The 18625-nt window shown below is 27.4% G+C and carries 15 protein-coding genes and 2 pseudogenes; 3 read left to right on the forward strand and 14 right to left on the reverse strand.

The window, feature by feature from the left end:
• Positions 1 to 29 precede the first annotated feature (29 nt).
• The 9 genes and pseudogenes from F811_RS16035 to F811_RS0107840 form a co-directional block, all read right to left on the reverse strand.
• A pseudogene (locus F811_RS16035) lies at positions 30 to 1034 on the reverse strand (Rpn family recombination-promoting nuclease/putative transposase).
• 179 nt (positions 1035 to 1213) lie between these two features.
• Complete coding sequence (locus F811_RS0107805; protein WP_020004696.1) at positions 1214 to 3139, reverse strand: lysozyme inhibitor LprI family protein; 1926 nt, start codon at positions 3137 to 3139, stop codon at positions 1214 to 1216.
• A gap of 131 nt (positions 3140 to 3270) precedes the next feature.
• Positions 3271 to 4155 (reverse strand): Rpn family recombination-promoting nuclease/putative transposase, encoded by an 885-nt coding sequence (locus F811_RS0107810; protein WP_020004697.1) that lies wholly within the window; start codon positions 4153 to 4155, stop codon positions 3271 to 3273.
• Between the two features lie 100 nt (positions 4156 to 4255).
• The gene (locus tag F811_RS0107815) at positions 4256 to 5941 is read right to left on the reverse strand and encodes an ankyrin repeat domain-containing protein (protein ID WP_020004698.1); all 1686 of its coding nucleotides are present in this window, start codon (positions 5939 to 5941) and stop codon (positions 4256 to 4258) included.
• 160 nt (positions 5942 to 6101) lie between these two features.
• A pseudogene (locus F811_RS16040) lies at positions 6102 to 7039 on the reverse strand (Rpn family recombination-promoting nuclease/putative transposase).
• 53 nt (positions 7040 to 7092) lie between these two features.
• The gene (locus tag F811_RS0107825; protein WP_020004699.1) at positions 7093 to 8190 is read right to left on the reverse strand and encodes an ankyrin repeat domain-containing protein; all 1098 of its coding nucleotides are present in this window, start codon (positions 8188 to 8190) and stop codon (positions 7093 to 7095) included.
• A gap of 227 nt (positions 8191 to 8417) precedes the next feature.
• On the reverse strand, positions 8418 to 8801 hold the full coding sequence (locus F811_RS0107830; RefSeq protein ID WP_020004700.1) for a helix-turn-helix domain-containing protein: 384 nt from the start codon (positions 8799 to 8801) through the stop codon (positions 8418 to 8420).
• 195 nt (positions 8802 to 8996) lie between these two features.
• A complete protein-coding gene (locus F811_RS0107835) occupies positions 8997 to 9185 on the reverse strand; it encodes a putative motility protein (protein ID WP_013114816.1) in 189 nt (62 codons plus the stop codon).
• Between the two features lie 198 nt (positions 9186 to 9383).
• The gene (locus F811_RS0107840; RefSeq protein ID WP_245555847.1) at positions 9384 to 9542 is read right to left on the reverse strand and encodes a hypothetical protein; all 159 of its coding nucleotides are present in this window, start codon (positions 9540 to 9542) and stop codon (positions 9384 to 9386) included.
• Between the two features lie 321 nt (positions 9543 to 9863).
• On the opposite strand from F811_RS0107840, the gene F811_RS0107845 reads away from it, so the two are divergent.
• On the forward strand, positions 9864 to 11552 hold the full coding sequence (locus F811_RS0107845) for an FAD-dependent oxidoreductase (RefSeq protein ID WP_020004702.1): 1689 nt from the start codon (positions 9864 to 9866) through the stop codon (positions 11550 to 11552).
• A gap of 159 nt (positions 11553 to 11711) precedes the next feature.
• A complete protein-coding gene (locus F811_RS0107850) occupies positions 11712 to 12317 on the forward strand; it encodes a metal-sensing transcriptional repressor (protein ID WP_020004703.1) in 606 nt (201 codons plus the stop codon).
• Between the two features lie 71 nt (positions 12318 to 12388).
• Here the strand turns inward: F811_RS0107850 and pyrF are convergent, their stop codons facing one another.
• Genes pyrF through F811_RS0107865 form a run of 3 tightly spaced genes read right to left on the reverse strand, consistent with a single transcriptional unit; the run spans position 12389 to position 15503 of the window.
• On the reverse strand, positions 12389 to 13744 hold the full coding sequence (gene pyrF, locus F811_RS0107855) for an orotidine-5'-phosphate decarboxylase (protein ID WP_020004704.1): 1356 nt from the start codon (positions 13742 to 13744) through the stop codon (positions 12389 to 12391).
• A gap of 58 nt (positions 13745 to 13802) precedes the next feature.
• Complete coding sequence (locus F811_RS0107860) at positions 13803 to 14714, reverse strand: dihydroorotate dehydrogenase (protein ID WP_020004705.1); 912 nt, start codon at positions 14712 to 14714, stop codon at positions 13803 to 13805.
• Between the two features lie 15 nt (positions 14715 to 14729).
• Entirely contained in the window at positions 14730 to 15503 is a 774-nt protein-coding gene (locus F811_RS0107865; RefSeq protein WP_020004706.1) for a dihydroorotate dehydrogenase electron transfer subunit, read from the reverse strand.
• A 243-nt stretch (positions 15504 to 15746) separates the two neighbouring features.
• Between F811_RS0107865 and F811_RS0107870 the strand changes: the two genes are divergently transcribed.
• Positions 15747 to 16232 (forward strand): CAP domain-containing protein, encoded by a 486-nt coding sequence (locus tag F811_RS0107870; protein ID WP_020004707.1) that lies wholly within the window; start codon positions 15747 to 15749, stop codon positions 16230 to 16232.
• Here the strand turns inward: F811_RS0107870 and F811_RS0107875 are convergent.
• A complete protein-coding gene (locus F811_RS0107875) occupies positions 16229 to 17083 on the reverse strand; it encodes a hypothetical protein (RefSeq protein ID WP_013114808.1) in 855 nt (284 codons plus the stop codon). The two genes, F811_RS0107870 and F811_RS0107875, sit on opposite strands and share 4 nt — an antisense overlap.
• A gap of 166 nt (positions 17084 to 17249) precedes the next feature.
• The gene (recA, locus tag F811_RS0107880; RefSeq protein ID WP_020004708.1) at positions 17250 to 18536 is read right to left on the reverse strand and encodes a recombinase RecA; all 1287 of its coding nucleotides are present in this window, start codon (positions 18534 to 18536) and stop codon (positions 17250 to 17252) included.
• Between the last annotated feature and the right edge of the window lie 89 nt (positions 18537 to 18625).

Here is an 18625-nt window from a genome sequence, read left to right on the forward strand (position 1 = left end):
GCACTTTTTTACTGTAACTTTTATATTTATTATATATTTTCTATTTCTTGTATACTTAATCCTGTTACTTTACTTATAATATTGACATCTATATTTTCTTTTTTCATATTTTTAGCTGTTAATATTTGATTTTCTTTAATGCCTTGTTCTATAACCTTGTTCTATACCTTGTTCTATACCTTCTTTAATACCCTCTTCTTTAGCCTTCTTTATATCTAACTCCATACTCTTATTAAAAAAATATGTATCTACTTCTCGTTTTTTATATTTATCCATTACTGGACTGTCATTAATAAATGTACGGCATTTTTTTTCTACTTCTTCAAATATTGTATTTTCTTTCATTAAGATAGACATATCTTCCTCATTTATAAATAAAAAATTATTCGCTTTTAGGCTCTTTTAAGTAAACTTAAAAGACGCTCATAATTTTTTATATAAAAAAATTTTATCCAAGAAATAAACTCTTTATGAAATTCTTCTATTTTGTTAATATCTTTTAAATTAAATTTAGGAAGTTCAAGGAAGTGAAGCTGACAATGATCTGTTAGAATTTTATTATTGTTTAATTCTTTTAATACATAACAGCTATGCACTTTATCTTCATCTGTAAGTATAAAATTTGTAATATTAATACTTACAGTAGGTTTTAATTCATCATAAATAGAACCTCTATTTAAACTAGAACTGTAATTATAAGCCCAATAATACAAAGCTCTTTTTATAAAATCTTCATTTCCTCTTGACTGTATCTCTATTAAAACAGTTATTCCTGTTTCTGTTGTTGCTTTTATATCAACTATAGACTCTTTCTCATCATAATTTTCAGCAATATTAAATGGATTAAGTATTTCTATTTTCTTAAAAGTTTCAAAGTTTAAATCTTTAAATACTGAATTAATAAAATTTAAAGCTATACTTTCATTACCAGCATGAGAAAATAAATAGCGTATAAAATAATCATTAATTCTATTTAAATTATTAACAGTAATAGGTTCATTTAATATCTGTTTTAATCTATCTAAATCTCTCATGATATTTATTATACAAAAATAATTATAAAAGTAAAGTTTAATAAGTTTGTATTATATATAGTGGATAAATCTAAAATGTACTATACATAAAAATCCTCCTACAAAATATTATAGGAGGAAAACTTATGACGAAATGATATCTACTATTCTAATAGAAATAATAAATAAATCAATATGTTTTATTGTAAATTTAAAATCTTAAGCATTTCAGCTTCTATCGCCTTAATGTCGCCTTTTGCTTCCTGAATAGTTTTGATTTCTGCCCTTCTTTGTTCTAGTAATTCTTCCTGACCTTGTTTATCCAAAGTAGCTTTTTTAGAAAAATATGCATCGCTTATAAGTTTGTCAGCCATTCTCAAAGTTCTGTCGGACACTATTGCTTTGTCTGAAGCATTTTCTGCTTTAGACATATCAAAGCTCGCATCAGTTTTTAAAGCTCCTTCAGGTACTCCGTCAAGTATACTGCCTTTCCATTCCAATTTTGGCTGATAACTATATGTAATATAATTAAAATAATCTGCATTCTTTATTTCATTGTTATCAATGAATATATCCAAAGCCTCAGTAGAAGCTTCATTTAACAAAAACATTTTATTTTTACCGTCTTCAGTATATATTTTTTGACTTTTATTTAAATCCTGAAAATCTTGATTATTAATAAGCTGTCCTATTTCTGAATCAAAATCTATTTCCAAATTCTCTTTCAAAAGTAAAGTAAAATTCACTGTACCGCCTCTTCCTCCGCCATAATCATAATCCCCTGAAAGCATTAATTCTTCTTTGCCGTCATTATTGATGTCGCATAAGAAGAAGGATGGATATACACGCCAACCCATTGTTTCATCTATATACTCCAAATATTTTTCTTCATTAAATTTACCGAAACTTATAAATTTAGAGCCTTTAGTATAATCTTTCAAATCATTTGTAGAAATTGAATTAATTTCAGCAGATTCTACTTTATCTATATCTCCAAGTCTGAAATTATAAGTTTTTATCTCCTCAAATGAAGCATATATATGATCATTCATAAACTCAGGATTATAATAATGCATATTTGCTTGTGATTCAATTAAAAATGTATTCTTCTTAAACTCAAGAAAGCTAAGTCCATTCCATCCATCATAATACTCCATGAAATCAATTGCGTAATAATTTCTAAAATACTCCGCATCATCAAAATATAATTTATCATCGCTGAGTCTGTTTGTAACATATGTTTTTAAATATTTATTTATTATATTCGTATTAACTATTTCTGGTACTACCATTACTGAAGATACATGAGCTGTACCTTCCAATTCAATTGAACTTAAAGAATAATTATTTTCATTAAATAAATCTATATATCCAGTATTTTTTGTAATATATCTAGCGAAACCATTGTTATAAGCATCAGCAACTAATTTTTCTGCCCTTAAAGAATCAGGAGCTTCTATTATATAATCAACTAATTTCATTTTACCACTGTAAGCGTCATCATCATACTTTGATATCATCATAGCAATATTACTTCCGCCTGCTTTTTTCCATTCTGTTAAATACTTTTTTTCTTCTTCAAAATAATAAAGCGAATCTGTAGCAAAATGAGATAAAAACAAAGCTAAATAAATATCAGCATCCTTTTTATTTAATTTTAATAATTCTTCTCTTGCTTTTTTTAATGCTAAATTCTGTTCTACATACAAATATTCATCAGCATAATAATCTGTCAAATCTTCATTATACCTATCCCAACTGCTGAAAGTTTCACTAAATGGATCATAATTAACATTTGATATAAACTCTATAGAATATTTTTTTCTTTCATCATCATTTGCAAATTTTCTATTAAGAAAATCAAAATTTCTTTTTGCATATTCATTATTTTCTCTTGTATTTTTAAGCTCTTCATCAAATTTAGCTTTATCTACTCTAACACCTTTATAAACATATTTCATATCAAAGAATTCTTTTTTAGTTTCTGTTTTTTGATTATCCGATGAAGTTTGAGAGTTAGTGTTTTGTGATTGTTCTGTTTGATTTGCTTCTTTATTACCGCCGCCGCAGGAAATTATAGCAATCATAAAAATAAATGCTGCAATTATAGAAATAAGTTTTTTCATGCTAAACCGTCCATAAGTATTTTTATGTATAATAAATTAAAATGATTGAAATTGCAATTAAAAAATATTTTTAACAAAAAAAGTGCATACATATAAAAATATGCAAGCACTTCAATATTTTTTATTTATTATTATAGTTTTTCTATTTCTTGTATACTTAATCCTGTTATTTTACTTATAATATTAATATCTATATTTTCTTTTTTCATATTTTTAGCTGTTAATATTTGATTTTCTTTAATACCTTCTTCTTTTCCTTTTTTAATTCCTTCTTCAATTCCTAATCTTCTTTCTTCATCAAGCATTATTTGATTACCATATAAATAAGCCTCTTTTTTTTCATATTCCATCATCATTAATTTACTTTTGACAAAATTATTATATTTTTTCTGTACTTCTTCCATTATAGGTTTTTCTTTTACTATTTCAGACATAGATGCCTCCAAATTTTTACTTGTAAACATTTTTAACCAACAGTTTAAATCTTTAGCCAATATATTTTTCTTAAACTTTTTTAATTCTATTATATGTATTTGTAAATGATCAGTTAGCAACTTTTTATTATTCATCTCATAAAGCATATAGCAGGAATGTATATTTTTATTTTTATCCAAATTGAAATTAAGTAAATTAATACTTATTACTGGTGTAAGCTCATCATATCTTTCACCATGTTTTAATAACTTACTATAATTAGCTGCCCAATAATATAAGATACGTTCTGGAAATCTTGAATTACCTTGTAACTGTATTTCTATTATGACTACTGAACCGTTTTGGGTAATACATTTTACATCTACTATTGTCTCCTTTAAATTTTTATTTTTCTTCAAATTAAATGGAGTTAAAATTTCTACTGAACGGAAAATCTTCATATTAGCATTAAGCATTATAGAATTGATAAAGTCCAAAAGTATAGACTCACTGCTTCCCTTATCAGTAAAAAGGTAGCGTATAAAATAATCATTCAAAGGATTGAAATATTTGATTTTTTTAATATTTGATTTTTTTTCCATAAAATATATTATACTAAAATAAACATAAATTGTCAAAATTTGAAAAACTGCAAATAATAAAGTGCATACATATATAATGCATGCACTTTTTTATTATTTATTAGTAACTAAGATAATGTTCTAAATCGCTTGGATTAGTCATGTGATGAAGCGCTGAGCTATCATCTCTAGCTGAAGCAATATCAATGGCTGTTTTTCCTTCTTTGTTTTTAATATTATAATCGGCACCCATATTTACAAGAACTCCCACAATACCATAACTATAACTTGCAGCTGCAATCATTAATGGAGTATTTCCTTCCTTATTCTTTTTATTTATATCAGCACCATTTTTTATCATATAATAACAAAGATCTGCTCCGCCGCCGTACTTGTTGGCATTTACTAAATATGTTAAAGGAGTATCTCCTGTTGCTGAACATATAGCATTTAAATCAGGCTTCAAATCAATAATATTTTTAGCTAAACCCACATTATAATAATCTATTGCTTTCATTAAAGGAGTATATCCGTATCCATCTTCTAAATTTATATCAGCACCTTTCTCTACTAAAAATTTCACCATTTCTTTATCATTTCTAGCAGAAGCTAAATTAAGAGGTGTAATCTTATCATATTGTTTATTTAAATCAGTATCATCTTTTATAAGTTTTTCTAATGCTTTCATATCGCCTTTAGATACAGCATTCATTAATTCATCATATCCAGCTATATTGTTTGAATCTTCGCTTGATAATAATTTTTCTATTTCATAATATTTTTGCTTCTTTGCTAATTCTATAGCTTCTTCTCTAGTTGTATTAGTATTAAGATTAAAAACATCATTATCTATTAATAATTTAGCTATATCATAATTACCATAATCTATTGCATTATATATATAATCATCGCTTGAGTTTAAATTGGCACCTTCATCAATTAAAAGTTTAGCTATTTCTATATTGCCATTTTGAGCTGCTACTTTCATAGGAGAGTTAATCCAACCTCCATCTGCAAATATTTGAGCATTTACATCTTGTCCTATAGATATTAAATATTTAACCATTTCTATATTATTTTCTTCTATGGCATCAGGAATTAAGCTTGATTCCAAATCTATATCTCCGCTTTGTAGAAGTATTTTAAGCATATCAAGATTATTATTGTTTATTGCAGCATCTGTTAAATAATAAGGATATTCATAACCATAATTTCTGCCTGCATCAAGTCCTTTATCAATTAAGATTTTACTCATTTCAACATTATTATTTTCAACAGCATAATAAAGCATATCAATACCATCTTCTGTTTCCATATCGCTTGCTCTAGCATTAACATCTGCACCTTCTTTTATAAGCTCTTTTGCTAAATCATTGTATCCGAATTGTACTGCCAAAAACAAAGGAGTGGAATCTTTATATATGTAGTTATTGTAGTTATCACCAAAATTTGTCATTTCAGTGATTTTTCCTTCTAGTCCTTCCTCTGCCAATAATTTTGATATTTCGTATATTGGTGCTTTATATTTATATTGATTAAGTATTTCATCTATTTTACTATATCCTGTAGGTATAGGATCTAACTCTGTACCTTGAATATATTCATTAGTATGTTTAGTTTTATTAATATCAATATCTGTATTATGATTTTCATTTGTAGTTGTAGGATTAACATATACTTTATTAGTTTCTGTTTGATTAGTTTGAGTATTTTCTGATTGTTCAGTATTACCGCTGTTACTGCCTCCACATGAAATTATAGCAGTAATTAAAATAAATGATGCAATTATAGAAATCAAATTTTTCATATTGTACTCCATGTGTGTATTGTTGTTTTCGCATTATAAATTAGAATTATCAAAATTTCAATTATGGAATATTGCTATAATAAAAAAGTGCATACATATAATGCATTCACTTTTTATTATAGCTTTTATATTTATTAGTATAATTTTTTATTTATTTTTATTATAATTTTTCTATTTCTTGTATACTCAAGCCTGTTATTTTACTTATAATATTAACATCTATATTTTCTTTTTTCATATTTTTAGCTGTTAATATTTGATTTTCTTTAATACCTTCTTTAATACCTTCTTTAATACCTTCTTTAATACCTTCTTCTTTAGCCTTCTTTATATCTAACTCCATACTCTTATTAAAGAAATATGTATCTACTTCTCGTTTTTTATACTTATCCATTACTGGACTATCATTAACAAATGTACGGCATTTCTTTTCTACTTCTTCAAATATAGTATTTTCTTTCATTAAAATAGCCATGTCTTCCTCATTTATAAATAAAAAAATTTTATCCAAGAAATGAATTCTTTATGTATATTATCTAAACTTTCTATTGCAGAAATATTTTTTAAATTGAATTTAGGAAGTTCAAGGAAATGCAATTGACAATGATCCGTTAAAATTTTATTATTATTTAATTCTTTTAAAATATAACAACTATGTACTTTATCTTCATCTGTAAGTATAAAATTTGTAATATTAATACTTACAGTAGCTTTTAATTCATCATAAAAAGAACCTCTATTTAAACTAGAACTATAATTATAAGCCCAATAATACAAAGCTCTTTTTATAAAATCTTCATTTCCTCTCGATTGTATTTCTATTAAAACGGTTATACCTGTTTCTGTAGTAGCTTTTATATCTACAATGCTTTCCTTTTCACCATAATTTTCTGCTATGTTAAATGGATTAAGTATTTCTATTTTCTTAAAAGTTTCAAAGTCCAAATCTTTAAATACAGCATTAATGAAATTTAAAGCTATATGTTCATTACCTGAATGAGAAAATAAATAGCGTATAAAATAATCATTGATTCTATTTAAATTATCAATTGTAACAGGTTCATTTAATATTTGTTTTAATCTATCCAAATCTTTCATGAATATTATTATACAAAAATTATTAAAAAAGTAAACTTATTTAAAGACTATAACTATTTTGTAAGGAGTTTTATTATCTCTTCATTTTCTCCGTATTCTCTGGCATGATATAATGCATCTCTATCACCTTTTTTTATACTTTTATCAGCACCTGCATCTAAAAGCATTTTTGTCATTTCTAAATCTCCGTTATGACAAGCCCACATTAATGCTGTCATACCGCCCATATTTAGAACATTAACATCTGCATTATTTTTTATAAGTAATTTGACAAAATTAATTTTACCATTACATGCTGCATCTATCAAAGCAGTACCGCCATTGTAATTTAGACAATTTACATCTGCACCATTATCAATCAGCTTCTGTAAAAAAACTTCATTGGTAGAATAATTTACTGCAGTTATCAATGGAGCATTATCACTAAGCAAAGTTGCTTCATTAAGATTAGCCGCATTCAAACTTTTATCCAAAGAATCAGAACCATTTTGAATTAAAATATCTGCTATATCATCATGTCCAAACATATAAGCATAAATCAAAGCATTAACATTATTTCTATTTCTTTTATTTACAAGAGCTTTATTTTCAATTAATATTTTTACCGTTTCTTTATAACCTTCCATAGCAGCATACATTAAAGGTGTTTCTTCATTTCCTCTATCTCCATTATAAGCTATATTAACATCAGCTTTGTTTTTTATTAAGAGTTTTACCATTTCAATATTTTCTTTTCTATCATATTCTAAAGCAGAAAATAATGCAGTTATTCCTCTAAAGCCTTGATAATCAATATCCGCACCATAACTTAAAAGTAGTTTAACCATTTCCATATTATTATTATCAACTGCAATCATTAATACACTACTCTTAATATCTACCACAGCATTAATATCTGCTTTGTATTTCAAAAGAAGTTCAGCCATTTCTATATTATTATTTATAACGGCATCTGATAACAATGTAAAATGCCCATCATAATAATTATTTATATCAACATCATATTTTTTAAGAATATTTTCAACTTCTTTAATATTGCCTTCATATACATAATCTCTTAATTGTTCAAAAACTTTACTTTTATTAACAATTTGAGCGTTTAAGCACATACTAAATAAAAATATATTAAATAATACAATTAACTTTTTCATATATCCCCCATACGTATTATAGTTTTGTATGATAAATTAAAAAGATTAAAATTGCAATATATTAATAAAAAGTATATACTATATTTTTACTCTATATAATTGTTATTACTATTTTTTATGATATATTTAATTAAAAAAATCAAATATAAATTTTTATTTAATAAAAAGAAGAAAATTATAAGGATGATAATTTAATACTATTGAAAAACTAATAAGACAGATATTTATTACTTTTTATTATTATTTGCTTTCTGATTTTTACCCTGCTCTTCCATTATATTATTTAAATGATCAAGCATACTTCCTATAAAATCCAATTTATTTTCTTCAAATTTTTTAAGTTTTTCTGATATTGCAAATATTTTTTCTTCTGAATCTTTCAAATTATGAGATCTTATATTAAGCAATCTGTCTGGATATATATCTAATGCATTAGATATTTTATTCAAATTTTTTATAGATATATTTCGGTTGCCCACTTCTACACCCTGCAAATATTTTCCAGAAAGTGAAGATTTTTCAGCAAGTTCATCTATAGTCATCTTTTTATTTCTTCTTAATTCTCTTATATTTTGACCTAAATTTTTCAATACAGTTTCTGTATCTATCATAAAAAACTCCTATTTTCATAGTAATTATTAGAGTTAATTATGATATATAATAATTTTAATTAAAAAAACAATTTATAAAATGACTATTTGAGAAAAAAGTAATTTTTATCTTCTTATAGTGGGATATAATATATTTATTTAAATACAAAAAGGGACTGCCTTTTCATAAAAGCAGCCCCTTAATAAAATCATTTATTATGCATAAACATTTAAATTCTGACCAATACCAGGTCTTACAGGAGCAGAAACAGCTTGAGGCTGAACACTGCTCATTATTTTATCAACTGCCTGAGCTTGCATATCAGAAGTTTTTCTTATCATGCTTAAAGATATATCTTGTTTAAGCATAGCTGTTGAATAAGAATTATAAGCTGAAATATCCATATTATCCTCCATTTTTAATATAGTGTATAAAACTTATTTATATGATAATTGTAAACCAATAAAAAATTTAATCAAGGAAATTTTATAAAAAATAGAGAAAATAAAAAAATAACGGAATGTATTATGATAATAAATACTTATGTAATAATTGTATGACCAACTGCATTTTTTTATAATACAATTGGTCATGAACAATAATTAAGCATACACATCCAAACTCTTTCCAATGTTGTTATTAATAGCTACAGATGCTCCTTGAGGAATTACCATACTTGCAACTTTTTCAGCAGATTGAGCAGAACCATAAGCTGAAGAGTTGTAGACATTTAATCCTGCAGAAGTCATATGTCTAGTCAATGGAAACATTTCAGATGAATAAATAGAATAAACTCCCATTTATAACCTCCAGAGACTTATTATTTATACATAATTAAGTATCGGAATATATGGATTATTTATTAAAATTAATACAATTTTTACAATAAAAAAACATAAAAAATATCAAAAAATTATTTTGTGATATAAAGTATTTTATTTAAGCTTAATCTTTCTATTAATAATATTATTACATAGTATAAGAAGAATTTTATTTATTTTTTGTGTTTTTTTGTATAAAAATATTGACTTCTTTTTGTATTATACATATACTAGGTATATAAATAATAACGGAGTTTTAAGATGAAAAAAATATTAATAGTAGGTGGTGTTGCAGGAGGAGCTTCTGCTGCTGCAAGACTTAGAAGACTAAATGAAGAGGATAAAATCATAATGTTTGAAAAAGGTCCTCATGTATCTTTTTCTAACTGCTCACTTCCATATCATATAGGCGGATTAATTCCAAATGAAGAAACTTTACTTTTAATGAATCCAGAGAAATTTTTAAAACAATTCAATGTAGATGCTAGAATAAACAGCGAAGTTGTAGCAATAGACAGAGAAAAAAAAGAAGTTACAGTTGTATCTGAAGGAAGAGAATATAAAGAAAGTTATGATAAACTTATACTTTCTATGGGGGCAAAACCAATAGTACCTCCTTTTAAAGGAATGGATAAAGTTAATGTATTTACTGTAAGAAATGTTGTTGATATAAGCAAAATACATAATTTTCTTAACGGAAAACCTAATGCTAAAGTTACTGTTATAGGCGGAGGATTTATCGGTATAGAGATGGCTGAAAACTTAAAAAAAGTAGGATATAATGTAACAATAGTAGAAGCATTACCTCAAATAATGAAGCCTTTCGACTATGATATGGTTCAAATTCTTCATAGAGAATTAATTGATAACGGTGTTGATTTGATCGTTAATGATAAAGTAGATAGTTTTGATACCAATACAGTTATTTTAGGTTCTGGTAAAAAAATAGAGGCTGATGCTGTTATTCTTGCTATAGGAGTTACTCCAGAAACTGATATAGCTGTTAAAGCTGGAATAGAATTAGGAAAAACAAAAGCAATTAAAGTTGATGCTAATTACCGTACTAATGACAAAGATATTTATGCCGTAGGAGATGCTATAGAAGTTTACAGTCCTTTATTTAATGATTATTTCAAATTGGCTTTAGCAGGACCTGCTCAGAAACAGGCAAGATTAGTTGCTGACCATATTAATGGAAGAACTGTTGATAACAGAGGATTTATAGGCTCATCTGTTATAAAAGTGTTCGGATATAACGGAGCTTCTACTGGACTTTCTGAAGGTTTGATAAAAGCTATGAACTTAAATATAGATTATGATACTGTTGAAATTATACCATTTGACGGCGTATCAATAATGCCTTCTGCAAGACTTCTTCATTTCAAACTCATATACGAAGTTCCTACTGGAAAAGTTTTAGGTGCTCAGGCTATAGGTAAAGGAAATGTTGATAAGAGAATAGATGTTATAGCTACTTTAATAAAATTCGGCGGTACTATAGATGATTTAAAAGATTTAGAATTATGCTATGCTCCTTCATTCGGTACTGCTAAAGATGCTGTAAACTTTGCAGGATATGTAGCTTCAAATTTAAGAAACGGAGATTTCAAACAAGTTCATTTCAGCCAAGTAAGAGAATTAGTAGAAAAAGATGCTTATTTCCTAGATGTAAGACCTCCTGAAGATTTTGCTGTAGGACATTTAGAAAAAGCGGTTAACATACCTCTTGGAGCTTTAAGAAGCAGATACAATGAAGTTCCTAAAGACAGACCTGTATACATTACATGCAAAACTGGATTAACCAGCTATACTGCATGTAAAATATTAAAAAACATAGGTTTTGATAATGTTATTAATGTTTCTGGCGGATTTGTAGGTTTATCTCAATATGAATATTATAATGACAAAGTTACTGGAAGAAAACCTATTTTAACAGGTTATTTTAAATAATTATCAAATATGTGATAAAAATAGCTATTTTTATTCATAATAAATAACATTTTACATTTTTATTTCAAAAAATATTTTGTAAAAATCTATTTTTTTTATATAATATAAACTATAATAGAAAAATATAATAATAAGAAGATTTTTATAAGGATGTAAATTATGGTAATAGAAAATGGATTAAATATAGTATCGCCTTCGGAGGCTGGTGAAATTATTAAAAATACTGAAAACGTAGTTATACTTGATGTAAGAACAGAGATGGAGCATAACTATGAGGGTATGATTGAAGATTCCGTTTCTATGGATTTCCTTAAGCCTAGAGTATTTAAAAGAGAAATATCAAAACTAGATAAAAATACCCCATACTTGCTTTATTGTTCTGTAGGGAAATTAAGCATTAAAGCAGCTGAGTATATGAAAGAAGAAGGTTTTAATAATCTTTATGTTTTGGAAGGCGGATTAAAGGCTTGGAATAAACATTTTGGAGACAGTAATAAGGTTTCTAAATTTGACAGAGAAGAAGCTGTAGAAAGAAGAAAAAGACTTATTATTAGATTAAATAGAATTGAAGGTCAGATTAAGGGAATGAAAAAAATGCTTGCTAAAGGCGAATACTGCGGAGATATACTTAATCAGTCTCTAGCTGTTAAAGCTGCTATGGGAAGTGTTAATCAGGAAATTATGGAAGTATTTTTAAACACCTGTATGATTTCACCTAAAGAGAAGGAAGATTTCTTCAGATATATGAGAAAACTTATAAAGTAATTATTATTATTGTTGTATTTTATAATGGCTTTTAATATTTATCTACTAAAAGCCATTTCATTATTAAAAATCTATTTTCCCCATTCATCGGGATTTTTATTCCATTCTAATGCTTTATCTAATTCATCTTCTGTTATATAATTTTCATCTTTAGCTATTTCCATAAGAGATGTAAAGTTAGAAAGTGATGAGAATTTTATTCCAGCCTCTTCAAAATTTTTGTACGCCTTTTCAAACTCATAAGAAAATATAGCTATAATCTCAAGACCGATAGCACCTTCATTTTTAGCAGCTTCAAATGCTTTTATAGAACTTCCGCCTGTAGATATCAAATCTTCTATTAAGATTAATTTTTTTCCATCACACTCAGCACCCTCTATCTGCTTGCCTCTTCCATGTTCTTTTTTCTCTGCTCTTATATAGCATAATGGTTTATTAAGTTCATAAGCTATAAAAGAAGCCCAAGGTATTCCAGCTGTAGCAGTACCAGCTATAACATCAAAATCTTTATCTTTTAATATACTCACAAAAGCATCAACTATAACCTGTCTGTACTTTGGAAAACCTATAACATATCTATTATCGCAGTATATAGGACTTTTTATTCCAGATACAAAAGTAAATGGTTCTTTAACATTAAGTTTAACAGCTTTAGTTTCAAGTAAAGCTCCCGCTATTAATCTTGCTTTTAATTTTTTATTATGCTCTATACCTTCTGCAATTTCTTCTACAACCATTTTGCATGCTTTTACTCTGTCCTCACTTCTTGTAATAGGTCTTCCTACAACCAAATAATCACATCCGTTTTCTATAGCTTCTTTCGGAGTCATTATTCTTTCCTGATCATCAACACTAGCCCATTTAGGTCTAACACCAGGGCATACTGTTCTAAAGTTTTCTCCGCATTCTTTTTTTATTATACTGGCCTCTTTAGGAGAGCATACCACTCCGTCAAGTCCAGCCTCTTTTCCTAATTTTGCCCAATTAACTGCTAAATCTGTTAATGCTAAATTGGAACTGAACATATTTTTTACATCATTTTCAGAAAGACTTGTTAGTATTGTAACGCCTATTATAAGATTATCTTTATTTAATTTTTTTATCTCCTCAACAGTTCTTTCCATCATCTTTTTTCCGCCGCTTGTATGAACATTAAACATAAATATATTTTGTTTAGCTGCAAAAAGAGAAGCCATAGCTGTAGTATTAGGTATATCATGGAATTTTAAATCAAGAAATACCTTTTTATTTTTACTTGCCAAATACTCTATTATTTCCCCTTTAGTGTATAAGAAAAGCTCAAGCCCTACTTTATAAAATACCGCCTCATCTCCAAGCTCATCTATAAGTTTAGTTGCCTCTCCCATAGAGTTAAAGTCTAATGCTATAATTAATCTCTCTTTTGGATCATCAGTTAATTTTATCATAAATTTGTCCTTTATAATTTATCTATCTTTATATATCAAAATATTATTATATTTAATTTTATAAATGTGCTGCCCCTATTAGGTCTTTTATATTATTTATATTATTTTCTTTAAGATAATTATCTATTCCATTAATAACCTCTATAGGAAGAGTAGGATTTGAAAATATTCCAGCCCCTATAGAAACCAAAGAAGCACCCGCCATTATAAACTCCAAAGCATCGTTATAATTGCTAATCCCTCCCATACCTACAATAGGTACTTTTACAGCTTTATATACCTGATAAACCATTCTTACAGCTATAGGGCGTATACATGAACCTGATAAACCTCCGAATATATTTCCTAAAAGAGGTTTTCTTGTTTTTGTATCTATCTTCATAGCCAAAAATGTATTAACTAAAGATACACTATCAGCACCTGCATATTCAGCACTTTTTGCTATACTTGCTATATCAGTTACATTCGGAGAAAGTTTTACTATTAAAGGTTTTTTATTAAGCACTTTTTTTACATATTTTGTAATGGCTTCAGCACTCTCGCAGCTTGCCCCAAAAGCCATGCCTCCGTTTTTTACATTTGGGCATGATATATTAAGCTCTACAAAATCAACTCTTTCTATTTCATTAGCTATTTCAGCTACTTTTACATACTCATCAGTATCAGCACCATTTATATTTAATATTATAGGAGAAGTATATTTTATATTTTTTACTATATTATTTTTAAAATATTCTATACCCGGATTTTCAAGCCCTATGCAGTTTATCATTCCAGATGGAGTTTCTGCTATGCGTGTGCCTTTATTGCCTTCTTTTTTATTTAAAGTTATTCCTTTTAAGTTAACAGCACCAAGCTCATTAATATCAAAATAATTACTATACTCCTCTCCGAAACCAAAACAGCCTGAAGATGTTATAACATTATTTTTTAATTCTTTACCCAAAAAATTTATATTCAATCTGCTCATAATAATATCCGTTATTTAAATATTTAATAATTTAGAATCAAATACTGGTCCGTCATGACAAACTTTTTTTAATGTATATCCGTTTTCTGAATTATTATCTTTTATCTCTATATTGCATCCCAAACATGCATTAACACCGCATGCCATTCTCTCTTCAAGTGAAGCATAACAAAGTATATTATTCTCATTAGCTATATTTACTATCCCTTTCATCATAACAGTAGGTCCGCAGGTATATATAATATCAAAATTTTTTTGTTTTAATAATTCTTTTGTTTTATCTACTGTATTCCCTTTATCTCCAACAGAGCCGTCATCTGTTGTGATGTATAAGTCAATACTACTTGTATCAAATCTTGTTATTATTTTTATAGCCGTTTCATTAGCTCCGCCCATTATTAGAGTTATAGAATTATTGTTATAAAGCAATTTTTCTATCAAAAGTTTAAAAGGTGCTATTCCCATTCCTCCAGCTACAAGAAGTATATTTTTATCTTTAAAAGATATATCAAATCCATTGCCTAGAGGACCTTGAATATTAAGAATATCATCTTTTTCTAATTGTGATAAATATTTTGTGCCTTCACCCTTTACCTGATAATAAAACTCTAATATGTCATTATCGATATAATGGAGACTTATAGGACGTCTTAAAAAAGTATTACTTTTAAGCATAAAAAACTGACCCGCTTTTGAATATTTGTAACTTTCTTTTGATTTTACTTTAATAATATATTTATCATCTGATATTTGTATATTGTCTATTACAACTGAGTCTTCTAAAAACATTTTATATAAGCCTTTGATTATTAATATTAAATTATAAAAAAAGAATACTTCTTCTCAATAAAGAGAATTTAGTATTCTTAAAAAATATATATGCAAAATTTGATATAAAAAGTATAATACGTTCCATAAAGATTTAATATATCATATATCATTAAAAATTCAAGCACGGCATTAAAATAATTTTTTATCAAAAGTGTAATAAGATTGTTATATTTTTAATAAAAGTAAAACAAAGGATAAAAAATGAAAAAATATGTTTTTATTATGCTTATAACAGCATTTTTATTTAATTCCTGCCAAAATAATACTACAAAACCTGACAGCACTACTTCTGAAAATAATAATGCTGTAAGTTCAGATGCCCAAACTGTATTTGATTTGGTAAACCAAGAAAGAGCAAAGGCTGGACTTGAAGCATATAAATTAGATACAAAATTATGCGAAGCTGCCAACAAAAGAGCTCAAGAAATAGTGGAAAAATATGACCATATAAGACCTGATGGAAAAGAATGGGATACTGTACTTGATGAATACGGATTCAATTCAAAAGCATATACTAGGGGAGAAAATATAGTTGCTAAGCGTGAAAGTGCATCTTCAGCTATGAAAGCTTGGATGGACTCTCAAGGACATAAAGAGAATATTTTGGCTGATTATTATACTACAATAGGCATTGGTGTTTATGAATATAATGGAAGCAAATATTGGGTGCAGCTTTTTTTAAGTTAAATTATCCTATATGTGATCATGGCATTCATGTCGAAGTATAATGTAGCTGGAAACTGAGGATGTGCTATATACTGCCCTATTTTCAAATTAACTTCTGTATATATTCTGTTTAAGAATTCATACTGAAAATGTGCATAAGCTCCTATTGAATGCCATAACTGTTTAGTATTATTCATATAAGCAAGCATATAATTAATACCTACAGTAAGAGGCATTAAATCAAAAAGAAGCATAGCATCAAGTTTATACGATATATCATTTTGATCTCTGATTAATAATAAATCATAATCCAAATAATATTTACCATATCTATTATAAGCATATTTAAAAGTAAGTCCTGCCTGAAGAGTTAATCCCCTGCCTTCAAATAATGATCTTAAAAAACTCACCTTAAATGTAGGAGTGGCCTCAGCTTCAAATGATATATTAGAAGTTTTCGGAGCATTAGCTATTTCTTCAGTACCAAATTTATCGCTTGGACTATTAAAATTTACAAAACCTCTTTTGGCATATGAAAGATAATAATTAAGCATTGACACTTTCACATCTATATTAAAATATTCGGATATTGAACTATTTACAAAAAATGTAAGCCTATTCATTTCAGCACTAATATGATCGCTTATACCTACATCAGTTTTTATACCCTCCCAAATATAACCGGGGAATACATCGGATATAAATCTATAAAAAAGCATAATCTTTCCGCCGCCGTCTAAATACGGACTAAACCTTGCATTTAAATCGGCACCTATATAAAGACCTGCCTGCATATTAGTTTGGGCATTGAGAGGCTTTAATATTACTAATGCATATAATATAAAAATAATTAAAAATTTTAATAACTTCATCTAAATAAAAAATAATCAATATTATAATAATTCACTATATTATAACATTTTATAAAAATATGTATATGGTTTTAATATCTTACATAATTATAACCAATAATTATTAAAGCATAAAAAAGGAGACATTATTTAAAAGTCCCCTTAATAAATTTATATCATCAAAAAATTATTGATTTTTTAAAGGCGTTACAATAGTATCTTCAAAATCATTGTCATTGTAAGTTTCATCATCAGAATAAGCCTCTTCAGCACTCATTAAAAGATTAGCTTCTTCTTCCTCTTCTGCTTTTTTACCTTTCTTTTTTGAAGAAGAACTTTCATTGCTTTCTTCATCATCGCTGTTTTCTTTTGATACTTCTTTAGCACCTCCGTTTTTCTGCTCTTCTAAATACTCAGCAAGTTTTTCTTTTACCTTATCAGCTCCGCCCATATTCAAAGTTTCTCTAATTTGTATCTCAAGTTCCATACGCATTTTAGGGTCTGATGCTAAAAGTTCTCTCACCTTCTCCTTACCCTGAGCAATCTGTTCACCATTATAGTAAAACCAAGCACCGCTTCTAGTGATAATTTTTGCTTCCATAGCTAAATCTATTAAAAGACCTTCAGATGATATTCCTTTACCGAATATTATCTCCAAATTAACAACTTTAAATGGAGATGATAATTTATTTTTAACAACTTTTATTTTTACTTTATGACCTATAGTATCATCGCCTTTTTTAATCCATTCTGTTCTTCTTATATCAAGTCTCACAGATGAATAGAATTTCAAAGCCTTACCGCCTGTAGTAGTTTCGGTAGGTCCTGCTCCATAACCAGTAGTGGCAATATTTTGTCTTAATTGGTTAATAAATATTACCGCAGTATTTGTATTGCTTATTATAGCTGTTAATTTTCTTAAAGCATGGCTCATAAGTCTAGCCTGTAAAGCAATATGAGCGTCCCCTATATCACCAGCAAGCTCTGCCTTAGAAACAAGTGCAGCAACAGAGTCTACAACAACTATATCAAATGCAGTAGAAGAAACAACTTTTTCTAATATTTCAAGTGCCTCTTCTCCGCTGTTTGGCTGAGATATATATAAATTATCAATATCTACTCCTAAAGCACTTGCATATACTGGGTCTAAAGCATGTTCAGCATCTATAAAAGCAGCATATCCTCCAGCCTTCTGAGCTTCTGCTATAATGTGAAGAGTAAGTGTAGTTTTACCAGAAGCCTCATGACCGTAAATCTCTATAATTCTTCCGCGAGGAACCCCTCCTACACCTAAAGCATGGTCAAGAGTTAATGCCCCAGTAGATATAACATCAACATTAACAGTTTTATTGCTTCCAAGTCTCATAAAAGAGCCCGGACCATATTTTTTATTTATTTGATCGGTAATAGCTTCTATAGCCTCACTTTTACCGTCTTTTTTTACTTCAGCAGTTTCTTTCTTTTTAGTAGCCATTATGTTTTCTCCTAAAAAAACAATATAATAATACATTGTATAAAAATACATTGTTTTTGTCAAGTTATTTTAAGGTAAAAAATGAAAAA

The sequence above is a fragment of the Brachyspira innocens ATCC 29796 genome (assembly GCF_000384655.1).
Taxonomy (GTDB): Bacteria; Spirochaetota; Brachyspiria; order Brachyspirales; family Brachyspiraceae; genus Brachyspira; species Brachyspira innocens.

Excerpts from the sequence above, each read along its gene's own strand:
- F811_RS0107845 (WP_020004702.1), top strand. The coding sequence starts at position 9,864 with ATGAAAAAAATATTAATAGTAGGTGGTGTTGCAGGAGGAGCTTCTGCT.
- F811_RS0107875 (WP_013114808.1), bottom strand. The coding sequence starts at position 17,083 with ATGAAGTTATTAAAATTTTTAATTATTTTTATATTATATGCATTAGTA.
- F811_RS0107830 (WP_020004700.1), bottom strand. The coding sequence starts at position 8,801 with ATGATAGATACAGAAACTGTATTGAAAAATTTAGGTCAAAATATAAGA.
- F811_RS0107860 (WP_020004705.1), bottom strand. The coding sequence starts at position 14,714 with ATGAGCAGATTGAATATAAATTTTTTGGGTAAAGAATTAAAAAATAAT.
- F811_RS0107815 (WP_020004698.1), bottom strand. The coding sequence starts at position 5,941 with ATGAAAAATTTGATTTCTATAATTGCATCATTTATTTTAATTACTGCT.
- F811_RS0107870 (WP_020004707.1), top strand. The coding sequence starts at position 15,747 with ATGAAAAAATATGTTTTTATTATGCTTATAACAGCATTTTTATTTAAT.
- F811_RS0107825 (WP_020004699.1), bottom strand. The coding sequence starts at position 8,190 with ATGAAAAAGTTAATTGTATTATTTAATATATTTTTATTTAGTATGTGC.
- F811_RS0107850 (WP_020004703.1), top strand. The coding sequence starts at position 11,712 with ATGGTAATAGAAAATGGATTAAATATAGTATCGCCTTCGGAGGCTGGT.
- F811_RS0107805 (WP_020004696.1), bottom strand. The coding sequence starts at position 3,139 with ATGAAAAAACTTATTTCTATAATTGCAGCATTTATTTTTATGATTGCT.
- F811_RS0107865 (WP_020004706.1), bottom strand. The coding sequence starts at position 15,503 with ATGTTTTTAGAAGACTCAGTTGTAATAGACAATATACAAATATCAGAT.
- pyrF (WP_020004704.1), bottom strand. The coding sequence starts at position 13,744 with ATGATAAAATTAACTGATGATCCAAAAGAGAGATTAATTATAGCATTA.
- F811_RS0107835 (WP_013114816.1), bottom strand. The coding sequence starts at position 9,185 with ATGGATATTTCAGCTTATAATTCTTATTCAACAGCTATGCTTAAACAA.
- recA (WP_020004708.1), bottom strand. The coding sequence starts at position 18,536 with ATGGCTACTAAAAAGAAAGAAACTGCTGAAGTAAAAAAAGACGGTAAA.
- F811_RS0107810 (WP_020004697.1), bottom strand. The coding sequence starts at position 4,155 with ATGGAAAAAAAATCAAATATTAAAAAAATCAAATATTTCAATCCTTTG.